Here is a 26,763-nt window from a genome sequence, read left to right on the forward strand (position 1 = left end):
ACTTGGTGATTGCTGCGGTCAGCGTCGTCTTGCCGTGGTCAACGTGGCCAATCGTGCCAATGTTGACGTGCGGTTTTGTACGCTCAAACTTTTCCTTTGCCATGATGGCCTCCTTTTTCGGAAATGAAGGGAGCCCGGGCAGCAGGCTCCCTCTATTTTTCGGTTATGCGTATTTTGCCTGGATCTCTTCCGCGATGTTCTGCGGAACCGGATCATAGTGGTCGAACTGCATGGTGAACTGGGCGCGGCCCGACGACATCGAACGCAGAGTGTTGATGTAGCCGAACATGTTGGCCAGCGGCACGAATGCGTCGATCGCAATCGCGTTGCCGCGCGGCTCTTGTCCAGACACCTGGCCCCGACGCGAAGTCAGGTCGCCGATGATACCGCCGGTGTACTCTTCCGGGGTGATCACTTCGACCTTCATGATCGGCTCCAGCAGTTTCGCGCCGGCCTTTTTCAGACCTTCGCGCATGCACATCCGCGACGCGATTTCGAACGCCAGAACGCTCGAGTCGACGTCGTGGAATTTACCGTCCAGCAGGGCAACCTTGAAGTCGATCACGGGGAAGCCGGCCAGCGGGCCGCTGTCCATGACGGACTGGATGCCTTTTTCGACACCGGGGATGTATTCCTTCGGAACGGCACCACCAACGATGCGGCTTTCGAACGAATAACCTTCGCCCGGTTCGGTCGGAGTGATCTCGAGCTTGACCTCAGCGAACTGACCCGAACCACCCGACTGTTTCTTGTGGGTGTAGGTGTGTTCGATCGGCATCGAGATGGTCTCACGATAGGCCACCTGCGGCGCACCGATGTTGGCTTCGACCTTGAACTCGCGCTTCAGACGGTCAACCAGGATGTCCAGGTGAAGTTCGCCCATGCCCTTCATGATGGTCTGACCCGATTCCAGGTCGGTTTCCACGCGGAAGGACGGGTCTTCGGCGGCCAGACGGGCCAGACCCTGAGACATCTTTTCCTGGTCGCCCTTGGTTTTGGGCTCGACCGCGATCTCGATCACCGGATCGGGGAAGGTCATGGTTTCCAGAACCACGGGATCCTTCGGATCGCACAGGGTGTCACCGGTGGTGGTGTCTTTCAGACCCGCCAGAGCGATGATGTCGCCTGCGAACGCTTCTTCGATCTCTTCCCGGTTGTTCGAGTGCATCATCATCATACGACCGATGCGCTCTTTCTTGCCTTTGGTCGAGTTCAGGATCGAGTCGCCCTTGTTCAGAACGCCCGAGTAGATCCGGGTGAAGGTCAGCGAGCCAACGAAGGGGTCATTCATGATTTTGAACGCCAGGCCCGAGAAGGCCATGTCATCGTCAGCGCGACGCGCGATGTTACGGACTTCTTCCTCGTCACCGGGTTTGAAGCCCATGTAGTCGACAACGTCCAGCGGGCTGGGCAGATAGTCGATCACGGCGTTGAGCAGCGGCTGAACACCTTTGTTCTTGAACGCCGAACCACCCAGAACCGGCACGAAGTGCAGCGCCAGGGTACCCTTGCGCAGCAGTTTGCGCAGGGTCGGAATGTCGGGCTCGTTGCCTTCCAGGTATTCCATCATCGCGTCGTCGTCTTCTTCGACGGCCGCTTCGATCATCTTGCCGCGCCATTCTTCAGCCATGTCCTTCAGGCTGTCGCGGATCGGAGCCTTGACCCAGCTTGCGCCAAGGTCTTCGCCCTGCCACAGCCATTCTTCCATGGTGACCAGGTCGATCAGGCCTTCAAGTTCGTTCTCTGCACCGATCGGGATACCGACGGGAACGGCGCGCGCGCCGGTGCGGTCTTCGATCATGCGAACGCAGTTGAAGAAGTCCGCGCCGATCTTGTCCATCTTGTTGACGAAGACCATGCGCGGAACCTTGTAGCGGTCAGCCTGACGCCACACGGTTTCGGTCTGGGGCTCAACACCTGCGTTTGCGTCCAGAACGCAAACGGCACCGTCGAGAACCGCCAGCGAACGCTCGACTTCGATGGTGAAGTCAACGTGGCCGGGGGTGTCGATGATGTTCAGGCGGTGCTTGGGGGTATCGGCGGTCTGACCGTCCTCGGTGCGCTCCCAGAAGGTGGTGGTCGCAGCCGAAGTGATGGTGATGCCGCGTTCCTGCTCCTGCTCCATCCAGTCCATGGTGGCTGCACCATCGTGCACCTCACCGATGTTGTGGGATTTGCCGGTGTAATACAGGATACGCTCCGAGCAGGTGGTCTTGCCTGCATCGATGTGCGCCATGATACCGAAGTTACGGTATAGTTCGAGCGGATATTCGCGTGCCATTTGGATAAGCCTCTGGGATTACCAACGATAGTGGCTGAAGGCTTTGTTCGCCTCGGCCATCTTGTGGGTGTCTTCGCGCTTCTTAACGGCAGTACCGCGGGACTGTACGGCGTCCAGCAGTTCGCCGGCGAGGCGTTCTTCCATGGTGTTTTCGTTGCGGCCGCGCGCGGCGGTGATCAGCCAGCGGATGGCCAGAGCTTCGCGGCGCTCGGGGCGCACTTCGACCGGAACCTGGTAGGTTGCACCACCAACCCGGCGCGAGCGAACCTCGACCGACGGCTTGATGTTGTCGAGTGCTTCGTGGAACACCTCGACAGGAGCGCGCTTGATCTTGCTCTCAACGCGGTCGAAGGCGTTGTAGACGATACGCTCTGCGACCGACTTCTTGCCGTCGATCATCAGGTTGTTCATGAATTTGGTCAGGACCTTGTCGCCAAATTTGGCGTCAGGCAGGACTTCGCGTTTTTCGGCGGCGTGACGACGTGACATATCAGCCTCTCCTTCTTACTTGGGACGCTTCGCGCCGTATTTCGAACGACGTTGCTTACGGTCTTTGACGCCCTGGGTATCCAGAACACCACGCAGGATGTGGTAGCGGACACCCGGAAGGTCTTTCACACGGCCGCCACGGATCAGAACAACCGAGTGTTCTTGCAGGTTGTGGCTTTCACCCGGGATGTACGAAATGACTTCGTAACCGTTGGTCAGGCGCACCTTGGCAACCTTACGCATAGCCGAGTTCGGCTTCTTCGGCGTGGTGGTGTACACGCGGGTGCAGACGCCGCGCTTCTGCGGGCACTGCTCCAGGTGCATGGACTTCGAGCGTTTTACTTTGGGCTGCCGCGGTTTGCGGATCAGCTGTTGAATAGTTGGCATTCCGGTTTCTTCCCCGTTTTGCAACACACATGACATGCACGCGCGTTGCGTGCGGCTAACTTTGCTGCGCCAATGCGTCCACAAGCGCAAAACCCGCGAGCGTTCCCATTCCGAGGTGAACGTCGCGGTTGGTTATCAGAGGGCGCGAACTGCAAAATTGTCCGGGCCTTGACCAGTTCAATACTGAAATCGGTTTTGGGGCGGCCCCCGGTACCGAGATGACGGGCGTATAGGGGGAGTCGGCCCGACTGTCAACAGCCCCGGCAGATGGCCGCCCGCCTTGCAGCCGTGCGTTGCAGCGGAAGCGACATCGGTTGCGGTGTCACATCCCTCGGGGCATAGTCCGCACTGGTGTATTCCTACCGGAAGTGAAGATGCAAGTCATTGGTCTGTGCCGTTTCTCCTACCCGGCCATCGGCGGGTTCCAGACCATGCACGAGTCGGTCGAAGCGCGCCGACGCCACTTGTACGACCCCCGACGTCTGGACGAGCGGTTCCGCCTGTTCGAGACCTGCGCCCTGCCCGCCCTGCGCGCCCAAACCGATCCGCGGTTTCAGTTTGTGATCGTGACCGGGACCTGCCTGCCTCGGGTCGCCCGTGATCGTCTGAACGACCTGACTTCGGGCATGAAACAAGTGCAAATCGTCTCGCAGGAACCCGGCCGGCATCGCTCTGTCATGAAGGACGTCCTGAACCGGGCACGCTTGAACCCTGACCTGCCATGCCTGCAATTCCGCCACGATGACGACGATGCGGTTGCGGTGGATTTCGTCGAATTACTGCGCCGCGCGGTTCAGGACGCCGAAGGACTGGTACGGCGCAACAAAATGGTTGCCATCGATTTCAATCACGGCTTTCTTGCCCGGTTCGACGCCAGCGGAATCCAGGCCACGCCGGTTCACCGGTCGCTGCTGGGTGTTGGTTTTGGGATGTATGTGCGCGGCGGGTGTGATCTGACGATCATGAACTTTGCCCACCACAAGATCGGCAACTTCATGCCAGTCATCAGCCAGAACGAACCACCGATGTGGGTGCGCAGTCTCAACGGGTTCAACGATTCACCCAACACCCGGGCAAGCAAGGCCAAGCTGGAACCGCCGACCCCCGCTCTGGCCAAGCAGTTCGAAACCCGGTTTGCAATTGATCAGAAGATGGTCCGACGCGTCTATTCGGACGTCTGAAGCGCCCGCTCACGAAAGAGGGTGAACAGCCCCGCGCTGACCACCAGTGCAGCGCCCAGCATGGTGATCCGGTCGGGCCAATCCCCGAAAACCGCCCAGCCCAGACCCAAGGCCCAGATCAAGCTCGAGTATCGGAACGGTGCGACAAAGCTAACCTCGCCAACGCGCATCACCATTACGCTGAAGAGATACCCGAGCAGGACGAAAACAGCCGCCGAGGCAATCAGCATCCCCGACCCGGCCGTCATCGGAACCCAACCCTGAAAAGCCGAGGCAATTGCCGCTCCGGTGGTAATCGTCAATGAGGTTGCCAAAGTAACGACCATCGACGGCACCTCTGGCGACATTCGGCGGGTGATCAAATCCCGAGCCGTCACGCAGATGACGGCAATCAGGGCATACATGGCATAGATGCTGAATCCGTCCGGACCCGGTCGCACGATCAGCAGCATTCCCGCAAATCCCAATGCTATGGCCATGATCCGCCGCCACCCGATCTGTTCCGAAAAGAACAGGGCCGCACCGAGGGTTACGGTCAGCGGCAGGGCCTGCAGAACCGCGGTCACATTGGCCAGTGGCATGTGCATCAACGCCGTGAGGAAGAAGAACGTCGCCGACAATTCCGCCACGCAGCGAAAAGCCACCAACCAGCGATCGTGCCGCCCAAACCGCAGATGCAATGCCCCCAGATGCCGCGCCAACGCAAAAACCAGGATCGTCGCCAACAACCCGCGCAGAGCCACCAGCTGGAACAGTGGCACCTCCTGACCGGCCGCCTTGACCAGTGTATCGTTCACAGTGAATGCGGCCATGCTGCCCATCATCAGCAGGGCGCCTTTGACGTTCGGTGTCATTGCCATGGCCCGGTTTCAATCTGGTCCCGGCATTGGCATCTCACCTGAGCAGATTGTCAACTTGTGATCCGGCCAATTCGATATTGTTTGGTCAGATCGCAGACCCGAGGTTCAACGCATCGTAGCTGTACCTGTTCACTTTTATGGGGCGGGTCCCTGTGTTTCCGCCTACAGGTAGTTCAGCTTCTGCGTGACCCAGAACAGAATCTCTGCAAGTGGCGAAATCGGCCCCGCCTTGTCAGTCATCACAAGCGCGGTGCCCGACGCGCCGAATTGAAGTGTTTCCAGAGGTACATCGCCAGGCAGTTCGATGAGGACCGGAAAGCTGGAGATCCCGACAAGTTCGCGCATCGAGGGCAAACCGGAGCGGAGATCCAATGCGCCCTCAGACAGGGCCGGCGGGAACCCTGAAATAGTTCCCGTGATCTCGGATCCCGGTTGGGTTCGCAGCGCCACACGGATTTCATCGCCAAGGCCGACATTGGATCGGCTGGATTGGGGCAGCGAGGCCACCAACGCGTGGTTCGTCGGATCTATGAAGGTCAATGCGCCCTGGAAGGTTGTCGCGCGATTGCCCGGGCGCAGCGTGACCGCACTGACGATCCCGTCGCCCGGCGCGAAGACTTCCGTCTGCTTGAGGTTCCATTCGGCCTGCGCAAGCGCCTGTTCGGCCTCCACGACCGCAACATCCTCACCGTCGATCTGAGCTGCGATCCGGCGCTCCAGCCCCGCTTTTCGCGCTTCTGCTGCACGAATGCTTGCGGTGAGCTGTTCGATCGTCGCGACCGCTTCCTGCAGTTTGAAGGTGGTGGATGCGCCACGCTCTTCCAGTTGAACGATGTCATCCCGCCGCTGCTGCCCAAAAACAAGTTGCGCGGTCAATGAAGCGATATCGGCTTCGGCAGCCGCCAGATCCGTGGTCAATTGGTCCGCTGCCGACCGGGCGGCTTCCAGAGATGCCTCCAGCCGCGCTACCTCGAGCACGTAGAACTCGGGATCGATTCTGAACAAGAGATCGCCTTCGTTGACCTTCTGGTTCGGCTCAACGGCAACTTCGACGACCGTTCCGGAGACATTAGGCACAATGCTTGTCTGAACACCCAGAACCGACACAGGCCCCGTAGGCGCCGTGTGGTTGAGTGCGCCGATGACAACCAACGCGACGACGGCGGCCCCACCGTATGAAACGGTCTTCCAGAAGCCATTCCAGGGCAGCAGGCTGAACTTGGAGAAGACCAGCCAAATCACGCCAAAATACAATCCAAGGACTATGAGCATCCGATCAAGACCCGTGTTGAGTTCCAAACAGTGATGACGGGAGCAATTCCATTACCACATTCTGATTTTTGAGTATGCAGCAGTTCCATTTGAAATCACAGTGTTTGGATCGAACCCTGGCCGCTTCCGGCACCGGCCGAAACAAAAAAGGCCCCGCGGAACCGCAGGGCCTTTCTGAGTTTCTCGTCGCCGATATTATTCGCGGCTTTCCGGAGTTTCCACCAGCGAGTCCAGCTCATCGCCGACCATGTCATCATCCATCATCGGAGCGGCCAGCGCGGCTGCGGCCTCGGCCTCTTCGCGACGTGCCTCAATGACGACATTGTCACGCTGCTGCGCGATCTGGCGGACACGCTGTGTCGCACCACCGGTACCGGCCGGGATCAGACGGCCGACGATGACGTTCTCTTTCAGGCCAACCAGCTTGTCCTTCTTGCCCTGAACCGAAGCTTCGGTCAGCACACGGGTGGTTTCCTGGAACGACGCCGCCGAGATGAACGAACGCGTTTGCAGCGATGCCTTGGTGATCCCCAGAAGGATCGGCTCGCCCTGGGCCGGACGACCACCGCGGGCGATGGTCTTTTCGTTGGCCGCGTCGAACTCCTGCTTGTCGACATGCTCGCCCTTCAGCAGGGTGGTGTCGCCCGAGTCCAATATCTCCCACTTCTGCAGCATCTGGCGTACGATGACTTCGATGTGCTTGTCGTTGATCTTCACGCCCTGCAGGCGGTAGACCTCTTGCACCTCGTTGATCATGTAGTCAGCCAGCGCCTCGACACCCATGATCGACAGGATGTCATGCGGAGCCGGGTTGCCGTCCATGATGTAGTCACCCTTCTGCACGAAGTCGCCTTCCTGCACCGGGATGTGCTTGCCCTTGGGCACCATGTACTCGATCGTCTCCAGCGACTCATCGACCGGCTCGATACTGATGCGGCGCTTGTTCTTGTAGTCGCGGCCAAAGCGCACGTAACCATCGGCTTCCGCGATGATTGCGTGATCTTTCGGACGACGCGCTTCGAACAGTTCGGCCACACGCGGCAGACCACCGGTGATGTCCTTGGTCTTGGCGCCTTCACGCGGGATACGCGCAACAACGTCACCGGCTTCGATCTTCTGACCGTCTTCGACCGACAGGATCGCGTCCACAGACATCGGATAGTGAACCGGGTTGCCCGCATCGTTGCGGACCGGCTCGCCGTTGTCGTCCACCAGAATAATCTCGGGCTTCAGATCGCTGCCTTTAGGGGCCGCGCGCCAGTCGATCACGATCTTCTGGGTCATGCCGGTTGCATCGTCGGTCTCGTCGCGGACAGCAATGCCCGAAACCAGGTCGACGTATTTTGCGGTACCGGCTTTCTCGGCAATGATCGGCAGGGTGTAGGGGTCCCACTCGAACAGCTTGTCGCCGCGCTTGACCTTGGTGCCTTCTTTGACAAACAGCTTCGAGCCGTAGCCCAGCTTGAAGCTGGCGCGCTCTTCGCCGTGTTCGTCGTTGATCACCAGCTTCATGTTCCGGCCCATGACCAGACTTTCGCCGGCGGCATTGACCAGAATCTGCGGGTTCTCAAAGGCAACGACACCGTCCTGGTTCGCTTCCTGGAACGACTGCTGACCACCTTGCGCAACACCACCGATGTGGAAGGTCCGCATCGTCAGCTGCGTACCCGGTTCACCGATCGACTGCGCGGCGATGATGCCGACAGCCTCACCGGTGTTCACCATGGTCCCGCGGGCAAGGTCACGACCGTAGCAGGTTGCACAGACACCTTCCTCGGACTCACAGGTCAGAGGTGAGCGGATGCGCATCGAGGCAACACCGGCCTCGTCGATCGTATCGGCCATGCGTTCGTCGATCAGCTGTCCGGCGGCGACGATGACCTCGTCGGTTCCCGGACGCAGAACGTCATCTGCGGCCACACGGCCCAGAACGCGTTCCGCCAGCGATGCGACGACTTCGCCGTCATTGACCGCAGCTTCGGCCGTGATCGCACGGTCGGTTCCACAATCAACCTCGCGCACGATGCAATCCTGCGCCACGTCAACAAGACGACGGGTCAGGTAGCCCGAGTTCGCCGTCTTCAGAGCGGTATCCGACAGACCCTTACGGGCACCGTGGGTCGAGTTGAAGTATTCAAGAACGGTCAGACCTTCCTTGAAGTTCGAGATGATCGGCGTCTCGATGATGTCGCCGTTCGGCTTGGCCATCAGGCCGCGCATACCGCCCAGCTGCTTCATCTGGGTCACCGAGCCACGCGCACCGGAGTGCGCCATCATGTAGACCGAGTTTGGCTCTTTGTCAGCGCCGCCCTCATCCTTGGCCACGGCCGAGATGGTGCGCATCATGGCTTCGGTTACGCGGTCGTTACACTTCGACCAGGCATCGACAACCTTGTTGTACTTTTCGCCCTGAGTGATCAGGCCGTCCATGTACTGCTGTTCGAAGTCTTTCACCTGTTCGCGGGTTTCGTCCACGATGCCCCACTTGTCCTCGGGGATCACCATGTCGTCCTTGCCGAACGAAATACCGGCCTTGAAAGCTTCCTTGAAGCCCATCGACATGATCTGGTCGCAGAAGATCACCGACTCTTTCTGGCCGCAGTAGCGGTAGACGGTGTCGATCACCTGTTGCACTTCTTTCTTCCGCAACAGGCGGTTGACCAGTTCAAACGGTGCCTTGTTGTTCTTGGGCAGCAGAGCCCCCAAGCGAACACGGCCCGGCGTGGTTTCAAAACGCTTCTGAACCTCGTTGCCTTCTTCGTCGATCTGGGTGATCCGCGCGGTGATTTTCGAGTGCAGGTGCACCTCGCCCGCGTCCAGCGCGTGCTGGACTTCGTCGATCGAACCAAAGACCTTGCCTTCGCCGGGCATGCCTTCGCGTTCCAGGGTCACGTAGTAGAGACCCAGGATCATGTCCTGCGACGGAACGATGATCGGAGCGCCGTTTGCAGGCGACAGAACGTTGTTCGTCGACATCATCAGAACACGCGCTTCCAGCTGCGCCTCAAGGCTCAGCGGGACGTGAACGGCCATCTGGTCACCGTCGAAGTCGGCGTTGAAGGCCGAACAGACCAGCGGGTGCAGCTGGATGGCTTTACCTTCGATCAGGACCGGCTCGAACGCCTGAATGCCAAGACGGTGCAGTGTCGGCGCACGGTTCAGCATGACTGGGTGTTCGCGGATCACCTCGTCGAGGATATCCCACACTTCGGGACGCTCTTTCTCGACCAGTTTCTTCGCCTGCTTCACGGTCGAAGACAGACCCTTGGCTTCAAGGCGCGAGTAGATGAACGGCTTGAACAGTTCCAGCGCCATCTTCTTGGGCAGACCACACTGGTGCAGCTTGAGTTCCGGACCGGTCACGATGACCGAACGGCCCGAGAAGTCGACGCGCTTACCCAGAAGGTTCTGACGGAAGCGACCTTGCTTACCTTTCAGCATGTCCGACAGCGATTTCAGCGGACGCTTGTTGGCGCCGGTGATCACACGGCCACGACGGCCATTGTCGAACAGAGCGTCCACGGATTCCTGCAGCATCCGCTTTTCGTTGCGGACGATGATGTCAGGCGCGCGCAGTTCGATCAGACGCTTCAGACGGTTGTTCCGGTTGATGACGCGGCGATACAGGTCGTTCAGGTCCGAAGTCGCGAAACGGCCACCATCCAGCGGAACCAGCGGACGCAGTTCCGGCGGAATGACCGGAATCACGGTCATCACCATCCACTCGGGCCGGTTGCCGGACTCGAGGAAGGATTCAACAACCTTCAGACGCTTGATGATCTTCTTGGGCTTCAGCTCGCCGGTGGCTTCGGCCAGATCAGCGCGCAGTTGCTCGGCTTCGGCTTCCAGATCGATCTGGGCCAGCATCTCACGGATGGCTTCGGCACCGATATTCGCCGTGAACGCGTCCATGCCATAGGCATCCTGCGCGTCCATGTACTCTTCCTCGGTCAGCATCTGGCCGTAGGTCAGGTCCGTCAGACCGGGCTCGATGACGACATAGTTTTCAAAGTACAGAACGCGTTCCAGATCGCGCAGCGTCATGTCCAGCATCAGACCGATGCGCGACGGCAGCGATTTCAGGAACCAGATGTGAGCGACCGGCGCGGCCAGCTCGATGTGGCCCATACGCTCACGGCGAACCTTCTGCAGGGTGACTTCCACACCGCATTTCTCGCAGACAACGCCGCGATACTTCATCCGCTTATATTTGCCGCACAGACATTCGTAATCTTTGATCGGGCCAAAGATACGCGCGCAGAACAGGCCGTCACGTTCAGGCTTGAACGTCCGGTAGTTGATGGTTTCGGGTTTCTTGATCTCGCCATAGGACCAAGACAGGATCCGCTCGGGCGACGCCAGCGAGACCTTGATCTCGTCGAAAACCTTCGGGGGCGTCAGCGGGTTGAACGGGTTGTTGGTGATTTCCTGGTTCATTTGTTACCTCAAATCTTGCGGAAGGGGGGACGGGAGAAAGGGCAGCGCCCTTACTCCTCAACCTCCGCATCCAGGAGTTCCATATTCAGGCCGAGGCCACGGACTTCTTTAACCAGAACGTTGAACGATTCCGGTACGCCCGCCTCGAAGTTATCCTCGCCCTTGACGATCGACTCATAGACCTTGGTCCGGCCGGCGACGTCATCCGATTTCACGGTGAGCATCTCCTGCAGGGTGTAGGCGGCGCCGTAAGCTTCCAGAGCCCAGACCTCCATCTCACCAAAGCGCTGACCACCGAACTGCGCCTTGCCGCCCAGCGGCTGCTGGGTCACCAGGCTGTACGGCCCGGTCGAACGCGCGTGGATCTTGTCGTCCACCAGGTGGTGCAGTTTCAGCAGATACTTGATGCCCACGGTCACCGGACGCGCGAACTGCTCGCCGGTGCGGCCGTCGAACAGGATCGACTGACCGCTTTCCGAGAAACCGGCGCGGATCAGCGCGTCGTTGACGTCGGCCTCTTTGGCGCCGTCAAAGACCGGGGTTGCGATCGGAACACCGCGGGTCACGTTGCTGGCCGCTTCGATCAGCTGATCTTCGTCCATGCCGCTGATGCCCTCTTCGTAGACATCCTCGCCATAGGCGTGTTTCATCGCGTCACGGACCGGTGTCAGGTCGCCCGAGCGGCGGTATTCCTGCAGCGCCTCGTCGATCTTCAGACCCAGACCGCGCGCGGCCCAACCCATGTGGGTTTCAAGGATCTGACCGACGTTCATACGCGACGGCACGCCCAGCGGGTTCAGACAGAAGTCGACCGGAGTACCATCGGCCAGGAACGGCATGTCCTCCATCGGCACAACCTTCGAGATCACACCCTTGTTCCCGTGACGGCCGGCCATCTTGTCGCCCGGCTGCAGCTTGCGCTTCACGGCGATGAAGACCTTGACCATCTTCATCACGCCCGGCGGCAGGTCGTCGCCACGGCGGACCTTTTCGACCTTGTCCTCGAAACGGGCATCCAGGGCGCGCTTCTGCACCTCGTACTGCTCGTTCAGCGCCTCGACGATCTGAGCGTCCTTCTCGTCTTCCAGCGCCAGCTGCCACCACTGACCGCGGGTCAGCGACTCGAGCAGCTCTTCGGTGATCTCCGAGCCCGCCTTGACGCCTTTCGGCCCCTTGACGGCGGTTTTACCCAGGATCATCGACTTGAGACGCGCATAGATGTTGCGGTCCAGGATTGCCAGCTCGTCGTCCCGGTCACGGGCCAGACGTTCGACTTCCTCACGCTCGATCTGCAGCGCACGCTCGTCTTTCTCGACGCCGTGACGGTTGAAGACGCGGACTTCGACGACCGTACCGTAATCGCCCGGCTTCACGCGCAGCGAAGTGTCGCGCACGTCAGATGCTTTTTCACCAAAGATGGCGCGCAGCAGTTTTTCTTCCGGGGTCATCGGGCTTTCGCCCTTCGGAGTGATCTTGCCGACCAGAATATCGCCCGGCTCAACATCCGCGCCGATGTAAACGATGCCCGCCTCGTCGAGGTTGCGCAGCGCTTCTTCACCGACGTTCGGAATGTCGCGGGTGATCTCTTCCGGACCCAGCTTTGTATCACGGGCGGCGACTTCGAATTCCTCGATATGGACCGAGGTGAATACGTCGTCACGCGCGATACGTTCCGAGATCAGGATCGAGTCTTCGTAGTTGTAACCGTTCCACGGCATGAACGCGACGACCACGTTCTTGCCCAGAGCCAGTTCACCCATATCGGTCGACGGACCATCGGCAATGACCTCGCCCTTCTGGACGGTGTCACCCACCTTGATCAGCGGACGCTGGTTGATGCAGGTGTTCTGGTTCGACCGCTGGAATTTGCGCAGACGGTAGATGTCCACACCAGCGTCGCCCAGTTCCAGATCTTCAGTGGCGCGGATAACGATGCGCTGGGCATCGACCTGGTCGATGATACCGGCACGTTTCGCCTGGATCGCAGCACCCGAGTCGATCGCAACCTTTTCCTCAATCCCGGTACCGACCAGCGGCGCCTCGGCCCGCAGCAGCGGAACCGCCTGACGTTGCATGTTCGAGCCCATCAGAGCGCGGTTGGCGTCGTCATTTTCAAGGAACGGGATCAGCGAGGCCGCAACCGAGACCAGCTGCTTCGGCGAAACGTCGATCAGGTCCACGTTCTCGCGCGGGGCAAGCGTGTAGTCACCGGCCTGACGGGTCGAGACCAGATCGTTGATGAACTTGCCATCCGTATCCAGCGTCGCGTTGGCCTGCGCCACGGTGTGACGCATTTCCTCGGTCGCGGACATGTAGTGAACCTCATCGGTCACCTGCCCGCCTTTCACGACGCGATAGGGGGTTTCGATGAAACCGTACTTGTTCACGCGGGCAAAGGTGGCCAGCGAGTTGATCAGACCAATGTTCGGACCTTCAGGCGTTTCAATCGGGCACATCCGGCCATAGTGGGTCGGGTGCACGTCGCGCACCTCAAAGCCCGCACGCTCGCGCGTCAGACCACCCGGGCCAAGCGCCGACAGGCGGCGTTTGTGGGTGACTTCCGACAGCGGGTTGGTCTGGTCCATGAACTGCGACAGCTGCGAGCTGCCGAAGAATTCGCGGACTGCGGCCGCCGCCGGTTTCGCGTTGATCAGGTCCTGCGGCATGACGGTGTCGATCTCGACCGACGACATGCGCTCTTTGATGGCGCGTTCCATGCGCAGCAGGCCGACGCGGTACTGGTTTTCCATCAGTTCACCGACCGAGCGCACACGACGGTTGCCTAGGTGGTCGATGTCGTCCACGTCGCCTTTGCCGTCACGCAGCTCCACCAGTGCCTTGATGCAGGCCACGATGTCTTCGCGGCGCAGAGTCCGCAGGGTGTCCGGAGCATCCAGGTTCAGGCGCATGTTCATCTTCACGCGGCCAACGGCCGACAGATCATAGCGCTCGCTGTCGAAGAACAGGGTGTCGAACAGAGCCGACGCGGCCTCGACGGTGGGCGGCTCGCCCGGACGCATGACGCGGTAGATGTCCATCAGCGCGCTTTCGCGGCCCATGTTCTTGTCCTGCGCCATGGTGTTGCGGATGTACGGACCGACGTTGATGTTGTCGATGTCCAGAACCGGAATATCGGTGATGCCGGCATCGATCAGCTCCTTCACGGTGCCGCCGATCAGCTCGCCATCCTTGTCATATTCTAGGGTCAGCTCATCACCGGCTTCGACATAGATCGCACCGGTTTCTTCATTGATGATGTCCTTGGCGACGAACTTGCCGACGATGTGGTCGAACGGCACCAGTAGGTCGGTGACCTTGCCCTCGTCGATCAGCTGCTTGACCGCGCGCGGGGTGACCTTCTTGCCGGCTTCGGCAATCACTTCACCGCTTTTTGCGTCGATCAGGTCATAGGTGGGACGGGTGCCGCGCACACGTTCGGGGAAGAACGGGGTGACCCAGCCCTTCTTCTTGTTCAGCTTGTAGGACACGGTGTCGTAATACGCGTCCATGATCGCTTCCTGGTCCAGGCCCAGGGCATAGAGTAGCGTGGTCACCGGCAGTTTGCGGCGACGGTCGATCCGGGCATAGACGATGTCCTTGGCGTCGAACTCGAAGTCCAACCAGCTGCCGCGGTACGGGATAATGCGGCAGGCAAACAGCAGCTTGCCCGAGGAGTGGGTCTTGCCCTTGTCGTGGTCGAAGAACACGCCGGGCGACCGGTGCATCTGGGACACGATCACACGCTCGGTGCCGTTCACGATGAAGGTACCGTTCGGCGTCATCAGGGGCATGTCGCCCATGAACACGTCCTGTTCCTTGATGTCCTTGACCGATTTGGCCCCAGTGTCTTCGTCGACATCGAACACGATCAGGCGCAGGGTGACCTTCAGCGGCGCGCTGTAGGTCATGTCGCGCTGCATGCACTCTTCAACGTCGTATTTCGGCTTTTCCAGCTCGTATTTCACGAATTCCAGCACGGAAGTTTCGTTGAAATCCTTGATCGGAAAGACCGATTGGAACACGCCGTTGATACCTTCGCCGTCGGTCGGCTGGTCGGCATCGCCAGAGCGCAGGAATAGATCATAGGAGGATTTCTGGACCTCAATGAGGTTCGGCATTTCCAGGACTTCGCGGATTTTGCCGTAGTATTTCCGAAGACGTTTCTGGCCAAGGAACGATTGAGCCATGTCAGATGTCACCTTTCGATGTTCTCAGCGGGCAAAAACACCGTCGGGCCCCGGCGCCTTGCACATACGAGACGACACGTCCGGATCAATTCGTGGCCACCGTCCCGAATGGTAGCCTCCCGATCCGCGAACCGCGTCTTAGAAAACGCCCCAGCCTATGAGGCCCTTTCTAAGACAGGTTCGGCTGGACCCGGATTTCTCCGGGCCCAGCCAAATTCCACGGCGCATCCGCGATGCACCGAAAGACAGGCTTAGGCCAGCTCGACCTCGGCGCCAGCTGCTTCCAGCTTGCCCTTGATCTCTTCGGCTTCTGCCTTGTCCACGCCTTCTTTGATCTTGCCGCCGGCTTCGACCAGTTCCTTGGCTTCTTTCAGGCCCAGGCCAGTGATGCCGCGAACTTCTTTGATGACGTTGATTTTCGAAGCGCCGGCGTTCTTCAGAACGACGTCGAATTCGGTTTTCTCTTCCTCAGCTGCACCGCCGGCATCGCCAGCTGCGCCTGCGACCATGACGGCGCCGCCAGCTGCGGGCTCGATGCCGTACTCGTCCTTGAGGATGGTTTTCAGTTCTTGTGCTTCCAGCAGGGTCAGACCAACGATCTCTTCTGCCAGTTTCTTCAGATCAGCCATTGTATCAGCTCTTTCCGTTTACAGTGTGTGTTCCAACGTCAGGGCATGTGCCCCACGCAGATCATTCAGTGCCAACCGCTTACGCAGCTTCCGCCTTCTCTTCGATGGTGGAAAGGATGCTTGCGATGTTGCTTGCAGGTGCGCCAATTGCACCGGCGATGTTCGAAGCAGGCGCGCCGATGCAGCCCACGATCGAAGCAATAAGCTCTTCACGCGACGGCATTTTCGACACGGCTGTGACACCAGCCCGGTCCAGAGCGTTCTCGCCCATTGCACCGCCAAGGATCTCGAACTTCTGGTTCTCCTTGGCGAAGTCCTCGGCCACCTTGGCTGCTGCCACGGGGTCCTCGGAATAGGTCAGAACAGTCATACCCGTCAGCAGGTCAGCAATGCTCGCACATGGCTTACCGTCGAGGGCGATTTTGGCGAGCCTGTTCTTGGCAACACGCACGGAACCGCCCGCGTCACGAGCACGTGCGCGAAGGTCCTGCATCTCGGCAACTGTCAGACCGGCGTAGTGAGCAACCACTACGACGCCAGAGCTTTCGAAGATTTGGCCGAGTTCCTCGACCACTTTCTCTTTCTGGGCTCTATCCACAGTTCTCTCCAAGTTAGGGGCGATGCTTCACCCCGGCTCATATTTGCCGAGGGCTGCGCCCCGGCGTTCAGGTCCGTTGTTACGGGATTGGCCAAAATGCGCCCGAGGGTCTGGACCCTCGAAATTCTTTGGTCTTACCCGTCTCAGGCAGGGAATTAAGGGGCCGGAAGGACCCACCCACCGTCTTGGACGAAACGAAATAAAGCGCACGACGAATCGCACGCTTTACTCCGCAACCCTCTTTAGGGCAGATGGCCGGGGTTTCCAAGGGGTAAATTGGCCCGTACCCCAAGCCGGTAGACAATGACCGCAAACCCGAACAGGATCAACGGATGATCAAATTGAAATCCATTTCCAAGCCGCAATTCCTGTTTCGTCAGATTTCTCGCCAATTGTGGGTTCGCACCAGCCTGATCGCCGCTCTCGCCGTGGTCAGCGCAGGGATTGGCACCTACCTCGGCGGCTTCGTCCCCGACTTTCTCACACAACGGCTGAGCACCGAGGCCGTGGCAAAGATCCTCGGCATTCTGGCGTCGTCCATGCTGGCGGTCACGACCTTTTCGCTTTCGATCATGGTCGCAGCACAGCGATGGGCCTCGAACCAGTCCTCCCCGCGCGCCCAGCAGGTGATCGAAGAAGACAGTGTCTCGCAAAACGTGCTGGCCACGTTTCTCGGCGCATTCATCTTCGCGCTCGTATCGTTGATCCTTGTCGAAACCGGGGTCTATACCCAGCAGTCCATCGCCGTTGCGCTTGCGTTCACCTTGGTGGTGATCTTTTTGGTGACACTGGCGCTCTTGCTCTGGATCGACCAATTGCCCAGCTATGGCAGCATCTCCGAAACGGCGCGCAAGATAGAAAAGAACGCCAAGGACACCATGACCCGAGCCATAGAACTGCCGTGCCTCGGCGCCATTCCGTATCAAGCCGCCGCGGATGTTCCGCAAACCGGTCACGACGTGCGGGCCAGTTCGACAGGGAACGTGCGCCACGTGGATGTCGGCATGCTGCATTCCTGCGCCGAAGAGAACGACTGCGAGATCTGGATCATGGCGCTGCCGGGGCAGTTCGTGACCGAAGGCCAACCCCTGGCCAGAGCGACCCGGAAAATGGATGGTGAAACCATCCGGGAAGCCTTCGTGATCGGGACCGAGCGCAGCTTCAATCAAGACCCCCGCTTTGGCATTCAAACCCTGTCCGAAATCGCGCAGCGCGCGCTCTCACCGGGTATCAACGACCCGATGACTGCAATTCAGATGGTCGAGAGGTTGCTGCGGGTTCTCCTCCCACTTGGCTCGCGGCCCACCCAACCCGCCGACCCGCAGTTCCCGAAAATCCATGCCCCCGAGATCGCGATCGACACATTCCTTCGTGACGCTTATGCGGCCATTTCCCGGGATGCCGGTGACAAGGTCGAAGTCCACGAGGCCATTCTCAGCGCGCTGACCCGACTGACGCAGACTCAAGACGGTGCAATGACAACCGCGGCCCACGCGGCTGCGAACCAGGCATTGACCGTTGCCGAGCGCGACCTCAGGCTGGAGGCCGACAAGGCACGCGTGCGCGAAATACCCAATCAGGTCACAGTCGAACCTGCTATCTGAGAGCAAAGGAAAACCCCGGGCAGCATGACCGCCCGGGGTTCGAATTTCCGAAAGAAAGTGTCAGCTTATTCGCCCGAAGCTTGCGCCACATCCACGGTCACGCCGGGGCCCATGGTCGAGCTCAGCGCGATTTTCTTCATATAGGTGCCCTTGGCGCCCGACGGCTTCGCCTTGGCAACGGCCGAGATGAAGGCGCGGACGTTTTCCGCCAGCTTGGCTTCGTCGAACGACGCCTTGCCAACGCCTGCGTGTACGACACCACCTTTTTCCGCTTTGAACTGAACTTCACCGCCCTTGGCTGCTTCCACGGCCGCTTTCACGTCCATGGTCACGGTGCCGACCTTGGGGTTTGGCATCAGGTTGCGGGGGCCCAGAACCTTACCCAGACGACCGACGATCGGCATCATGTCCGGGGTTGCGATGCAACGGTCAAAGTCGATGTTGCCGGCCTGGATGCTTTCCATCAGGTCCTCGGCGCCGACGATGTCCGCACCGGCTTCTTTCGCCTCGTCAGCCTTGGGGCCGCGCGCGAAGACAGCAACGCGCATGTCCTTGCCGGTGCCGTTCGGCAGACCGACGACACCGCGCACCATCTGGTCTGCGTGACGGGTGTCGACGCCCAGGTTCATGGCGATTTCGATGGTTTCGTCAAACTTCGACGTTGCGTTGGCCTTGACCAGTGCAACTGCCTCTTCGACCGACAGGTTTTCCTTGCCGGCGACGGCTTCGCGCGCTGCGCGGGTACGTTTACCGAGTTTTGCCATCTTACTTCACCTCGATGCCCATGGAACGGGCCGAGCCCAGGATGATCTTCATTGCGCCTTCGACGTCGTTGGCGTTCAGATCCTTCATTTTGGCTTCGGCGATCTCGCGCACCTGCTTGGTGGTCACGGTTGCCACGGTCTCACGGCCGGGGTTCTCCGCGCCACGGGGGCGGTTACGCTTGCCGACCGGCTTCAGACCGGCCGCCTTCTTCAGGTAGTAAGACGCGGGCGGCGTCTTGATGTCCATGGTGAAGGACTTGTCCTGATAGTAGGTGATCACGGTCGGGCACGGAGCGCCGGGCTCCATGTCTGCGGTCTTGGCGTTGAACGCCTTGCAGAATTCCATGATGTTGATGCCGCGCTGACCCAGCGCCGGACCAACTGGCGGCGACGGGTTCGCCTGACCTGCAGGAACCTGCAGCTTCATCGTACCAGCAAGCTTCTTGGCCATTTGGTTTTCCTTTCAACGTGAATGGGACGCGTCCCATCCGGTTTTATGTTGCGTGGTCCGATCCGGAATCGCGATCCCTGCGATCTCCCACGAGAGAATCTCGCCCGAAGACGATAGGGGCGGCGTTTACAGGGGAACGAATGGGTTGGCAAGAGCATGCCACTGAAAACCGGATGGCTGGCGAAGCCGCCTTCCCAACCGCGTCCGTCGGCATGCAGGCCCCGCCCCCGCTATGGACCGGCAGGCGCCTCCGACTGAACGGCGCGCTGGTAGAGATGCCAAGTGGTATGCCCAAGGATCGGCAACGTAAAGACAAGCCCCAGAAATGCCGGCACCAGCGACAACAGCATCGTGACCGAGATGATGGCCGCCCAGCCAAGCATAACCACAGGGCTTTCGGCGACAACACGGAGCGACGTAAGCATTGCCGTTACGAAATCGGTGTCGCGATCCAGCAGCAAGGGCATGGCAACAACAGTCACCGAAAACAGAACGGCGGACAGAAACGCACCGACGCAGGTGCCAACAGCCAGGAAAGCCCAGCCTTGGGAGGTAAAGAACACGGTGTTCAGGAACCCGTCGAAATCCGAAAACGAGGCATTCTGCAGGATGATCGCCAACCAAAGCCGAACCTGGTAGATCCATACCCAGAAAACGAACAGCGTAACGAAGGCCATCCAGCCCATTTCCCGCTTACGCTGATTGGCCATGACCGTCAGTATTTCCGACCAGCCAAAATCCTCTCCGGCCTGAAGTCGACGCGACATCTCATAGAGGCCTGCAGCTGCGAAAGGGGCGACCAGCGGAAATCCCACGACGGCAGGAATGATCATCCAAATCTTGCCAAGCCAGACCAGGCTCCAGACCAGCAGAAACCCGAAGACGGCATAGAACAATCCGAAAAATCCGCTCATTATGGGACGCGCCAGAAAGTCGGAAAACCCGGCCTTCAGCGAGTCGGTGATGTCGGCGGCGGTGACCGTGTTGACCACAGGGATCGTCCGCTGAGGCGGGGTCAGCTCGTCGGGTGGCGTGGGGCCTGCAGCCTTGGATGTCATGACAGAGTCCTCCCAAAGCATCACTGCGCGCAAATCCTCTGGCCCACGAGCCCGGCTGCGCAACGGTCATACCTGTACCAAGCACAAGTGTGCATCAGGCAAGGAGTTAGGGCAAGCGGCCAAGGCTGTGGCGTAACCTTACCGGCAACCACCAGAAACAGTTGCGCCGCCTGTTACGGCGGCGCGTTCGATTTCTGCACGATCAGTTCCTGCAGGAAAGATCAGCTCTGCTTGGTGACCTGCGTAAAGTCCAGCTCGACCGGAGTTTCGCGCCCGAAGATCGAGACGGTAACCTTCAGCTTCTGGTTCTCGTCGTCCACGCCCTCGACCATACCGTCGAAATCCTCGAACGGGCCGTCGTTGACTTTGACCTTCTCGCCAACCTCGAAGCTGATCATCAGCTTGGGTGCTTCTTCACCTTCCTGAACACGGTTGAGAATCTGGTTCACCTCGGCGTCGCGCATCGGCATCGGGCGGCCCTGCGGACCCAGGAAACCGGTGACCCGGTTGATCGAGTTGATCAGGTGATAGCCCTGATCCGACATTTCCATGTGCACCAGTACGTAGCCGGGCATGAAACGGCGTTCAGTCGTGACCTTCTTGCCCCGGCGCACCTCGATCACCTCTTCGGTGGGAACCAGAACCTCGTCGATCTCGTCCTCAAGGCCGTGCTCGGCCACCGACGTGCGGATCTGCTCTGCGATCTTCTTTTCGAAATTCGAAAGAACGCTGACCGAGTACCACCGTTTCGCCATGAACCTGTCGTCCTTGTTTGCCTTTGGCGCGCCGCGTCGGGCGGAAGCACCTGAATTGAAATTTCGTCGCGGCCCGGCCGCGTGTTCCGGAATAAAAAGCGGCGCGCAGTCCGAATCGCCGCACGCCCATCCCGAAAGGTCCCGCGTCAACTACTCTGACATTGCCTGCTGTGCAAGGGGGCAGTGCCGGTCGGGCGCCCGAAGCGGGCGCGTCTCGGCGCGATCCGACGGGACCCGGCAGTCGGCTTTAGCTGAACATACCCAGGATCAGTTGCAGACCGCCGCGAATGCCCAGATCCACCAGAGCAAAGAACACGGCAGTCAGAGCCGCCATGATGAACACCATGACCGTGGTCAGCAGAACCTCGCGCCGCGTCGGCCAGACGACCTTTGCAACTTCGGAACGGACTTGCTGAATGAACTGGATCGGGTTTGTGGTGGCCATTAGGCTTGGTCTCTCTGCTAGCGGATGGGCCGGACATAGCCGGGCATTGCGGCAATTTCAAGGGCCGTCGGCATCACGATTGCACCCGGTCAGGACTTGGGGCGATCATCCCACTCGTCGCTCAGAATCCGTCGGGCGTCGCCTTCGGGGTCGTCATATTGGTTGCTGCGGACCGTATAGATGAATGCCACCAGCCCAACACCGCCCAACAGCAGCGAAATCGGTATCAAATAGGCCAGAACTTCCATAAGGATCACCTCAGGCGCAGAGCGTTCAGGGATACGGTAATCGACGATGTGGACATCGCCAAGGCCGCGATCAAGGGCGTCGCAAGGCCGGCAACGGCCAAAGGCACCGCGATGACATTGTAGATCGTCGCAATCTGAAAATTCTCGCGGATGCGCTGCGTCGCCCGGACAGCAGTATGGCAGGCATCGGCGATCGGCGACAGGTCATTGCCCAGCAGAACGATGTCCGAAGCCACACGGGCCGCATCCAGTGCCGAAGCCGGAGAGATCGAGGCATGGGCCGCCGCCAGCGCGGCTGTGTCGTTCAACCCGTCACCGACCATCAAAACCCGGCGGCCTTGGTCTGCCAGCTTCTGAATGTGTCGCGCCTTGTCCTGCGGCAGTGCCCGCGCGATCCAGGTCTCGATCCCCAGCTTCTCGGCCAGAGCTTTCACGGCGTTGGTCGTGTCCCCGGACATGAGGATGACGTCCTTGCCCGCATCACGCAAAGCCGCGACCGCGTCGGCGGCGCCGGGGCGCAAAGAGTCGGCAAAGCGGAACTCGACCGGGCGATCGTCCCCCACCGCCAACCAGGCCGCGGTGTAATCACCTTCCGTCGCGCCCACCCATTCGGCTCGGCCCAGCCGCACGAGTTGCCCCTGAAACTGGCCCTCGGTCCCGTGACCGGGAATCTCGGTGACGTTTTCAACCTCGGCCGGGGTATACCCCTCGTCCCGAGTGGCCCGGGTCAGGGCGACCGCCAGCGGATGCGCCGAAGCCTGTGCCAAGGCCAGAGCGATCTCGATCTCACGGCCTGTGTGTTTGCCACCGTTGACCAGTTGAGGCGCGCCTGATGTGAGCGTTCCGGTCTTGTCGAACACCACGGTGTCGACCTCGGCCAACCGCTCCAACGCCGTGGCGTCCTTGATCAGCATCCCCTTGCGGAACAGCCGCCCCGAGGCCGCGGTGGTGACCGCAGGAACCGCCAACCCCAACGCACAGGGGCAGGTGATGATCAGCACAGCGGCGGCGATGTTCAGCGCTGTGCGCAGATCGCCAGAATAGATGTACCAGCCAACGAAACTGAGTGCGGACAGGATATGAACCCCGGGGGCATACAGCTTGGCCGCCTTGTCCGCCAAGGACGTATAGCGCGACCGCCCGGATTCCGCGATGGCCACAAGATCTGCCATGCGGTGCAGCGAAGTCTCTTCGCCCACCGCCGTTGCCTGAATGATCAGCGGCCCGGTCAGGTTGACCTCACCCGCGCTGACTTGCGTGCCTGGCTGGGCAAATACCGGCAGGGTTTCACCGGTCAGCAAAGACCGGTCCAACTCGGATTCACCGGTCACGATCTTGCCGTCCACCGGCATCCGCCCCCCTGGTCGCACCAGGATCAGGTCACCGACGGCCAGTTCGGCAACGGCGACCTCGCGTTCGGCCCCGTCAACAAGACGGATGGCGCGCGGCACCTCGAGGGCTGTCAGCTCTTCCGCGGCGGACCGGGCCGCGGCACGGGTGCGGTAATCCAGATAGCGCCCCGCCAGCAGAAAGAACGTCAGCGTCAAAGCCGCATCGAAATAGGCGTGCTCACCGCTCAGCGCCGTTTCCCAAAGCGAAGTGACCAAGGCCAGCAGGATTGCCAGAACGATCGGCACGTCCATGTTCAGGCGGCGAACACGCAGCGCGCTCCACGCGTTGGCAAAAAACGGTTGGGCCGAGAACGCAATGGCCGGGAGGGCGATGGCCGCCGATATCCAGTGAAACATGTCGCGCGTCGCGTCAGTGGCGCCGGACCAGACGGACACTGACAGCAGCATCACGTTCATCGATGCAAAGCCGGCGACCGCGAGCCGCATCAAAAGGTCTCGTCCGGCCTTGTCTGATTGCGTGGCTGACAGGGCACCGGGATCCAGCTCATGCGCCTCGTACCCGGCCCGATCGAGGACCGGGATCAGGTCCGTTGCCCGAACCTCGGGGCCTGCCTTGATCAGAGCGCGCTTGAGCGTCAGGTTGACCCGCGCGTCCTGTACGCCGGGGTGCGCGTTCAACGCACGTTCGACATTGGCAATACAGGCCGAGCAATGAATGCCCGGCAGTGACAGCGCGATCTGAACGTCGACCGGTACCGGCCTGGCCGGTTCCGCCGGAGCCGCGATGCAGCCCGGACAGGCCGCGGTCCCGGATGTCACCTGCGACGACATCGGCCTAACCCTTGATGTACAACGGAATGCGCCGACTGAATTCCGCGCCGTCCGCATCGCGCGCGACAATACGGACATTCCAGTTGCCTTTTCCAAGCGTCGCCGGGGTGGAATACGCCACACCGTCAAAGGTGAAGTCCGGCGAAAAATCCTCGCGCATATGAGTTGCGCGGCCGACCACGGCCTGCAGTTCGGCCACCCGCACAGGCACGCCTTGCGCATCCGTGATGCGAAGGATCAGCAGGCCGCCCTTGGTTTCCACCTCTGCATCCCAGCCCAGAGACTGCTGCTCCTTCAGCTTTTCATTGAACTCCTGACTGGCAACGTAGGAGTTCTTGACCTCGAGCCCGGGGAATGTCGCGACTGCCTTGTAGGCCAGCACCAGATTAACTGCGATGATGACCCCGAAGGCCCCGACAAAAACCGCAAGAGCGTGCTTTCCGGTGAATTTGCGCTCGGCCATTATTCAGTTCCCCCGCCCGTTGAACGTGGTGTCCTTGTAGGCGCGCTCGCCGCTTTGCAGGTCTTCGACCCAGATCCGGACCGGTGTCGTTTCAGCCATTGCGGGCGCTGTGTCTTTCGCGGCGACGATGTAGACCCGGGTCAACTGTGCCGTGTCCGCAGTTACGTTTACCGTATCCAGTTCCGTTCCTTCAATCTGAACCTGCAGGCTTGGGTCACCGACCAGAGACAGTTTGAACAGGCGGTCTTCGCCATGTTTGTTTCGCAACCGCACGTCGTAGGTGTTGCGGATCGAACCGTCGGACATGGTCACGAATGTCGGATTGCGCACTGGCGCCACCGTCAGATCGATATCCGACCGGATGAACAGCGCAAACAGCAGGCCAAAACCCACCAACGACCAAAGCGCGGTATACATGATTGTCCGGGGCCGCAGGATGTGCTTCCACACATTTTTTGGGGGGTGGCCCGCGCGTTCACGCGTTTCGTCGCTGAGCGCCATATAGTCGATCAGACCGCGCGGCTTGCCGATCTTGGCCATCATGTCGTCGCAGGCATCGATGCACAGCGCGCAGGTTATGCACTCCAGCTGTTGGCCATCACGGATGTCGATCCCGACCGGGCAGACATTGACGCAGGCCATGCAGTCGATGCAGTCGCCCAGTTCAGAGTCGGCCGTCCGTTTGCCCTTGCCGCGCGGCTCGCCCCGCCACTCTCGGTAGCCAACCACCAGCGTGTCCTCGTCCATCATCGCCGCCTGAATTCGCGGCCACGGACAGGCATAGATGCAGATCTGCTCGCGCGCGAACCCACCGAAGAAAAAGGTCGTGCCGGTCAGAACCAGCATGGTGGTATAGGCGACCGGATGAGCGTTGCCGGTCACAAGGTCCCGCGCAAGGGTCGGCGCATCCGCGAAATAGAACACCCAGGCCCCGCCGGTCGCCAGACCGATCAGGAACCAGACCACCCATTTGGTCAATCGCAGGCGAACCTTGCGGAAATCCAGCTTCTTCTGACGATGCAGGCGCAGGCGGGCGTTTCGATCGCCCTCGATCCAGCGCTCGACCAGAATGAAAAGGTCGGTCCAAACCGTCTGTGGGCAGGCATAGCCGCACCACACTCGGCCCAAGGCCGACGTAAACAGGAACAGGCCCAAGCCGGCCATGATCAGCAGACCGGCTACAAAATAGAATTCGTGTGGCCAGATCTCGATCCAGAAGAAGTAAAAGCGGCGGTTCGCAAGATCCAGCAGCACCGCCTGATCCGGAAGGCTGGGCCCCCGATCCCACCGGATCCACGGCGTCACATAATAGATGCCAAGCGTGACGGCCATTATGATCCATTTGAGGTTCCGAAACTTGCCGGAAACGCGCCGTGGAAAGATCGGTTCCCTTGCGGCGTAAAGGCTGGGGGCTGGGGTGTGATCGCTCACGGCATGGCTCCGGATCTTGCTGTTTGTCGGGCGACTTGTTCCAGATCATACACCGGACAACTTTGACATGGGTCAAAAGCGCATCGCGCAGACACCTTTTGTCACACCTGGTTCGCTTGGCGTTTCAGCCACCCGACGAACGTCTTCACCGCCTTTCTCTGCGGCGTTTGCGCGGTCACGATGTGGTAGCCTCGGGCGTCAGGTGCGACATGAAGTTCAACTAGTCTTCCGGCCACGATATCACGTTCGACGAAATGTCGCACCGTCACCGTGACCCCCTGCCCCGCGCGAACGCCCTCAAGGACCAGGTTGCCCGGCAGACTGGTCCGTCCGGCGCCTGGGTCCATGGCCGCCCCATGTTGTGCCAGCCATGTGCTGGCTTCGGTCGTGCCCACCTCTTCCAGCCACGGCAAACGGGCCAGATCAGCCGGCGACCACTCGGATCTGGACCCTAAGAGACTGGGCGCGGCAACGATGACCATCGGGGTTTTCAACAACATCTCGGACCGGACGCCCGGCCAACCGCCTGCCCCGTATCGAATCGCGACATCCACCCCGCCGGGGCGCAGATCGACCAGTTCCGGTGACGGATCCAAGGTCAGATCGATCCCCGGGTGATCCGACCGGAAAATCGGCAGCCGCGGCATCAGCCATGAAGCTGCAAATAAGGAGGTCAGCGAAACGTGTACCGGCCGATCCTCTCCCGCGTGCACCAGGTCCGAGACCGCCGCATGGATGGCGCCAAACCCCAGCTGAACGCTGCGGGCCAAGTGTTCGCCATCCGACGTCAGGACCAGAGTCTTGCCCGACCGGTCCAACAGGGTCACGCCCATATGCGCCTCAAGCGCGCGCAACTGCTGGCTTATGGCGGCATGACTTACATTCAACGCATCGCCAGCCTTGACGATGTTTCTGTGCTCGGCGAATGCAGCGAAAGCCCGTAGCGCCGATAGTGGCGGAAGGTTCAGCCAGTCCATATGTAACCTGTGCTTACATATGAACACGGTAATTGAGTCGCAAATATCCGGTCAAGAGCCGAT

22 protein-coding genes are annotated in these 26,763 nt (G+C 60.3%); 2 read left to right on the forward strand and 20 right to left on the reverse strand.

Features of this window, described 5'->3' with window-relative positions; all coding sequences use genetic code 11:
• From ACR0FC_RS10855 to rpsL, 4 genes are all read right to left on the reverse strand, one after another.
• The coding region (locus tag ACR0FC_RS10855) for a GTP-binding protein (protein ID WP_377181647.1) at positions 1-103 on the reverse strand (103 nt) is incomplete at its 3' end.
• A 60-nt stretch (positions 104-163) separates the two neighbouring features.
• Positions 164-2,281 (reverse strand): elongation factor G, encoded by a 2,118-nt coding sequence (gene fusA, locus ACR0FC_RS10860; RefSeq protein ID WP_093964349.1) that lies wholly within the window; start codon positions 2,279-2,281, stop codon positions 164-166.
• 18 nt (positions 2,282-2,299) lie between these two features.
• Positions 2,300-2,770 carry a 30S ribosomal protein S7 gene (gene rpsG, locus ACR0FC_RS10865; protein ID WP_093964348.1) on the reverse strand — a complete coding sequence of 157 codons (471 nt, stop codon included), beginning with the start codon at positions 2,768-2,770 and terminating at the stop codon, positions 2,300-2,302.
• Positions 2,771-2,785: 15 nt separating this feature from the next.
• Entirely contained in the window at positions 2,786-3,157 is a 372-nt protein-coding gene (gene rpsL, locus ACR0FC_RS10870; protein WP_005980675.1) for a 30S ribosomal protein S12, read from the reverse strand.
• Between the two features lie 374 nt (positions 3,158-3,531).
• On the opposite strand from rpsL, the gene ACR0FC_RS10875 reads away from it, so the two are divergent.
• Positions 3,532-4,338, forward strand: coding sequence for a putative rhamnosyl transferase (locus ACR0FC_RS10875; RefSeq protein WP_170341440.1), 807 nt, complete (start codon positions 3,532-3,534; stop codon positions 4,336-4,338).
• Here the strand turns inward: ACR0FC_RS10875 and ACR0FC_RS10880 are convergent.
• From ACR0FC_RS10880 to rplJ, 6 genes are all read right to left on the reverse strand, one after another.
• Entirely contained in the window at positions 4,323-5,192 is an 870-nt protein-coding gene (locus tag ACR0FC_RS10880) for a DMT family transporter (RefSeq protein WP_170341469.1), read from the reverse strand. The genes ACR0FC_RS10875 and ACR0FC_RS10880 overlap by 16 nt on opposite strands.
• A gap of 168 nt (positions 5,193-5,360) precedes the next feature.
• Positions 5,361-6,470, reverse strand: coding sequence for an HlyD family secretion protein (locus ACR0FC_RS10885; protein WP_170341439.1), 1,110 nt, complete (start codon positions 6,468-6,470; stop codon positions 5,361-5,363).
• 195 nt (positions 6,471-6,665) lie between these two features.
• Positions 6,666-10,907, reverse strand: coding sequence for a DNA-directed RNA polymerase subunit beta' (gene rpoC, locus ACR0FC_RS10890; protein WP_170341438.1), 4,242 nt, complete (start codon positions 10,905-10,907; stop codon positions 6,666-6,668).
• Between the two features lie 50 nt (positions 10,908-10,957).
• On the reverse strand, positions 10,958-15,094 hold the full coding sequence (rpoB, locus tag ACR0FC_RS10895) for a DNA-directed RNA polymerase subunit beta (protein WP_170341436.1): 4,137 nt from the start codon (positions 15,092-15,094) through the stop codon (positions 10,958-10,960).
• Between the two features lie 251 nt (positions 15,095-15,345).
• Entirely contained in the window at positions 15,346-15,723 is a 378-nt protein-coding gene (gene rplL / locus ACR0FC_RS10900; protein ID WP_093964343.1) for a 50S ribosomal protein L7/L12, read from the reverse strand.
• 79 nt (positions 15,724-15,802) lie between these two features.
• On the reverse strand, positions 15,803-16,321 hold the full coding sequence (rplJ, locus tag ACR0FC_RS10905) for a 50S ribosomal protein L10 (protein WP_093964423.1): 519 nt from the start codon (positions 16,319-16,321) through the stop codon (positions 15,803-15,805).
• A 332-nt stretch (positions 16,322-16,653) separates the two neighbouring features.
• On the opposite strand from rplJ, the gene ACR0FC_RS10910 reads away from it, so the two are divergent.
• Positions 16,654-17,925 (forward strand): DUF2254 domain-containing protein, encoded by a 1,272-nt coding sequence (locus ACR0FC_RS10910; protein WP_170341435.1) that lies wholly within the window; start codon positions 16,654-16,656, stop codon positions 17,923-17,925.
• 65 nt (positions 17,926-17,990) lie between these two features.
• On the opposite strand, the gene rplA is transcribed toward ACR0FC_RS10910, so the two are convergent.
• The 10 genes from rplA to ACR0FC_RS10960 all read right to left on the reverse strand — a co-directional run bounded on the left by rplA (position 17,991) and on the right by ACR0FC_RS10960 (position 26,700).
• The gene (gene rplA / locus ACR0FC_RS10915; RefSeq protein ID WP_093964341.1) at positions 17,991-18,689 is read right to left on the reverse strand and encodes a 50S ribosomal protein L1; all 699 of its coding nucleotides are present in this window, start codon (positions 18,687-18,689) and stop codon (positions 17,991-17,993) included.
• 1 nt (position 18,690) lies between these two features.
• Entirely contained in the window at positions 18,691-19,140 is a 450-nt protein-coding gene (rplK, locus tag ACR0FC_RS10920) for a 50S ribosomal protein L11 (RefSeq protein WP_093964340.1), read from the reverse strand.
• Between the two features lie 230 nt (positions 19,141-19,370).
• The gene (locus ACR0FC_RS10925) at positions 19,371-20,198 is read right to left on the reverse strand and encodes a DUF2189 domain-containing protein (RefSeq protein WP_170341434.1); all 828 of its coding nucleotides are present in this window, start codon (positions 20,196-20,198) and stop codon (positions 19,371-19,373) included.
• Positions 20,199-20,419: 221 nt separating this feature from the next.
• Entirely contained in the window at positions 20,420-20,953 is a 534-nt protein-coding gene (gene nusG, locus ACR0FC_RS10930; RefSeq protein ID WP_093964422.1) for a transcription termination/antitermination protein NusG, read from the reverse strand.
• Between the two features lie 247 nt (positions 20,954-21,200).
• Positions 21,201-21,398: a preprotein translocase subunit SecE gene (gene secE, locus ACR0FC_RS10935; RefSeq protein ID WP_170341433.1), complete on the reverse strand. Its 198-nt coding sequence runs from the start codon at positions 21,396-21,398 to the stop codon at positions 21,201-21,203.
• Between the two features lie 89 nt (positions 21,399-21,487).
• Positions 21,488-21,646, reverse strand: coding sequence for a cbb3-type cytochrome oxidase assembly protein CcoS (gene ccoS / locus ACR0FC_RS10940; protein ID WP_170341432.1), 159 nt, complete (start codon positions 21,644-21,646; stop codon positions 21,488-21,490).
• Positions 21,647-21,651: 5 nt separating this feature from the next.
• A complete protein-coding gene (locus ACR0FC_RS10945; RefSeq protein ID WP_170341431.1) occupies positions 21,652-23,829 on the reverse strand; it encodes a heavy metal translocating P-type ATPase in 2,178 nt (725 codons plus the stop codon).
• A gap of 4 nt (positions 23,830-23,833) precedes the next feature.
• Positions 23,834-24,292 carry a FixH family protein gene (locus ACR0FC_RS10950; protein ID WP_093964335.1) on the reverse strand — a complete coding sequence of 153 codons (459 nt, stop codon included), beginning with the start codon at positions 24,290-24,292 and terminating at the stop codon, positions 23,834-23,836.
• A gap of 3 nt (positions 24,293-24,295) precedes the next feature.
• Positions 24,296-25,723 carry a cytochrome c oxidase accessory protein CcoG gene (gene ccoG, locus ACR0FC_RS10955; RefSeq protein WP_170341430.1) on the reverse strand — a complete coding sequence of 476 codons (1,428 nt, stop codon included), beginning with the start codon at positions 25,721-25,723 and terminating at the stop codon, positions 24,296-24,298.
• Between the two features lie 101 nt (positions 25,724-25,824).
• Positions 25,825-26,700, reverse strand: coding sequence for a LysR family transcriptional regulator (locus tag ACR0FC_RS10960; protein WP_170341427.1), 876 nt, complete (start codon positions 26,698-26,700; stop codon positions 25,825-25,827).
• Positions 26,701-26,763: the final 63 nt, after the last annotated feature.

The sequence above is a fragment of the Ruegeria sp. BB9 genome, assembly GCF_056539345.1.

What these genes read in the sequence shown, in the direction of transcription:
- fusA (WP_093964349.1), bottom strand. Translation starts at nt 2,281, where the DNA reads ATGGCACGCGAATATCCGCTCGAACTATACCGTAACTTCGGTATCATG.
- rpsG (WP_093964348.1), bottom strand. Translation starts at nt 2,770, where the DNA reads ATGTCACGTCGTCACGCCGCCGAAAAACGCGAAGTCCTGCCTGACGCC.
- rpsL (WP_005980675.1), bottom strand. Translation starts at nt 3,157, where the DNA reads ATGCCAACTATTCAACAGCTGATCCGCAAACCGCGGCAGCCCAAAGTA.
- ACR0FC_RS10875 (WP_170341440.1), top strand. Translation starts at nt 3,532, where the DNA reads ATGCAAGTCATTGGTCTGTGCCGTTTCTCCTACCCGGCCATCGGCGGG.
- ACR0FC_RS10880 (WP_170341469.1), bottom strand. Translation starts at nt 5,192, where the DNA reads ATGACACCGAACGTCAAAGGCGCCCTGCTGATGATGGGCAGCATGGCC.
- ACR0FC_RS10885 (WP_170341439.1), bottom strand. Translation starts at nt 6,470, where the DNA reads ATGCTCATAGTCCTTGGATTGTATTTTGGCGTGATTTGGCTGGTCTTC.
- rpoC (WP_170341438.1), bottom strand. Translation starts at nt 10,907, where the DNA reads ATGAACCAGGAAATCACCAACAACCCGTTCAACCCGCTGACGCCCCCG.
- rpoB (WP_170341436.1), bottom strand. Translation starts at nt 15,094, where the DNA reads ATGGCTCAATCGTTCCTTGGCCAGAAACGTCTTCGGAAATACTACGGC.
- rplL (WP_093964343.1), bottom strand. Translation starts at nt 15,723, where the DNA reads ATGGCTGATCTGAAGAAACTGGCAGAAGAGATCGTTGGTCTGACCCTG.
- ACR0FC_RS10910 (WP_170341435.1), top strand. Translation starts at nt 16,654, where the DNA reads ATGATCAAATTGAAATCCATTTCCAAGCCGCAATTCCTGTTTCGTCAG.
- rplA (WP_093964341.1), bottom strand. Translation starts at nt 18,689, where the DNA reads ATGGCAAAACTCGGTAAACGTACCCGCGCAGCGCGCGAAGCCGTCGCC.
- rplK (WP_093964340.1), bottom strand. Translation starts at nt 19,140, where the DNA reads ATGGCCAAGAAGCTTGCTGGTACGATGAAGCTGCAGGTTCCTGCAGGT.
- ACR0FC_RS10925 (WP_170341434.1), bottom strand. Translation starts at nt 20,198, where the DNA reads ATGACATCCAAGGCTGCAGGCCCCACGCCACCCGACGAGCTGACCCCG.
- nusG (WP_093964422.1), bottom strand. Translation starts at nt 20,953, where the DNA reads ATGGCGAAACGGTGGTACTCGGTCAGCGTTCTTTCGAATTTCGAAAAG.
- secE (WP_170341433.1), bottom strand. Translation starts at nt 21,398, where the DNA reads ATGGCCACCACAAACCCGATCCAGTTCATTCAGCAAGTCCGTTCCGAA.
- ccoS (WP_170341432.1), bottom strand. Translation starts at nt 21,646, where the DNA reads ATGGAAGTTCTGGCCTATTTGATACCGATTTCGCTGCTGTTGGGCGGT.
- ACR0FC_RS10945 (WP_170341431.1), bottom strand. Translation starts at nt 23,829, where the DNA reads ATGTCGTCGCAGGTGACATCCGGGACCGCGGCCTGTCCGGGCTGCATC.
- ACR0FC_RS10950 (WP_093964335.1), bottom strand. Translation starts at nt 24,292, where the DNA reads ATGGCCGAGCGCAAATTCACCGGAAAGCACGCTCTTGCGGTTTTTGTC.
- ACR0FC_RS10960 (WP_170341427.1), bottom strand. Translation starts at nt 26,700, where the DNA reads ATGGACTGGCTGAACCTTCCGCCACTATCGGCGCTACGGGCTTTCGCT.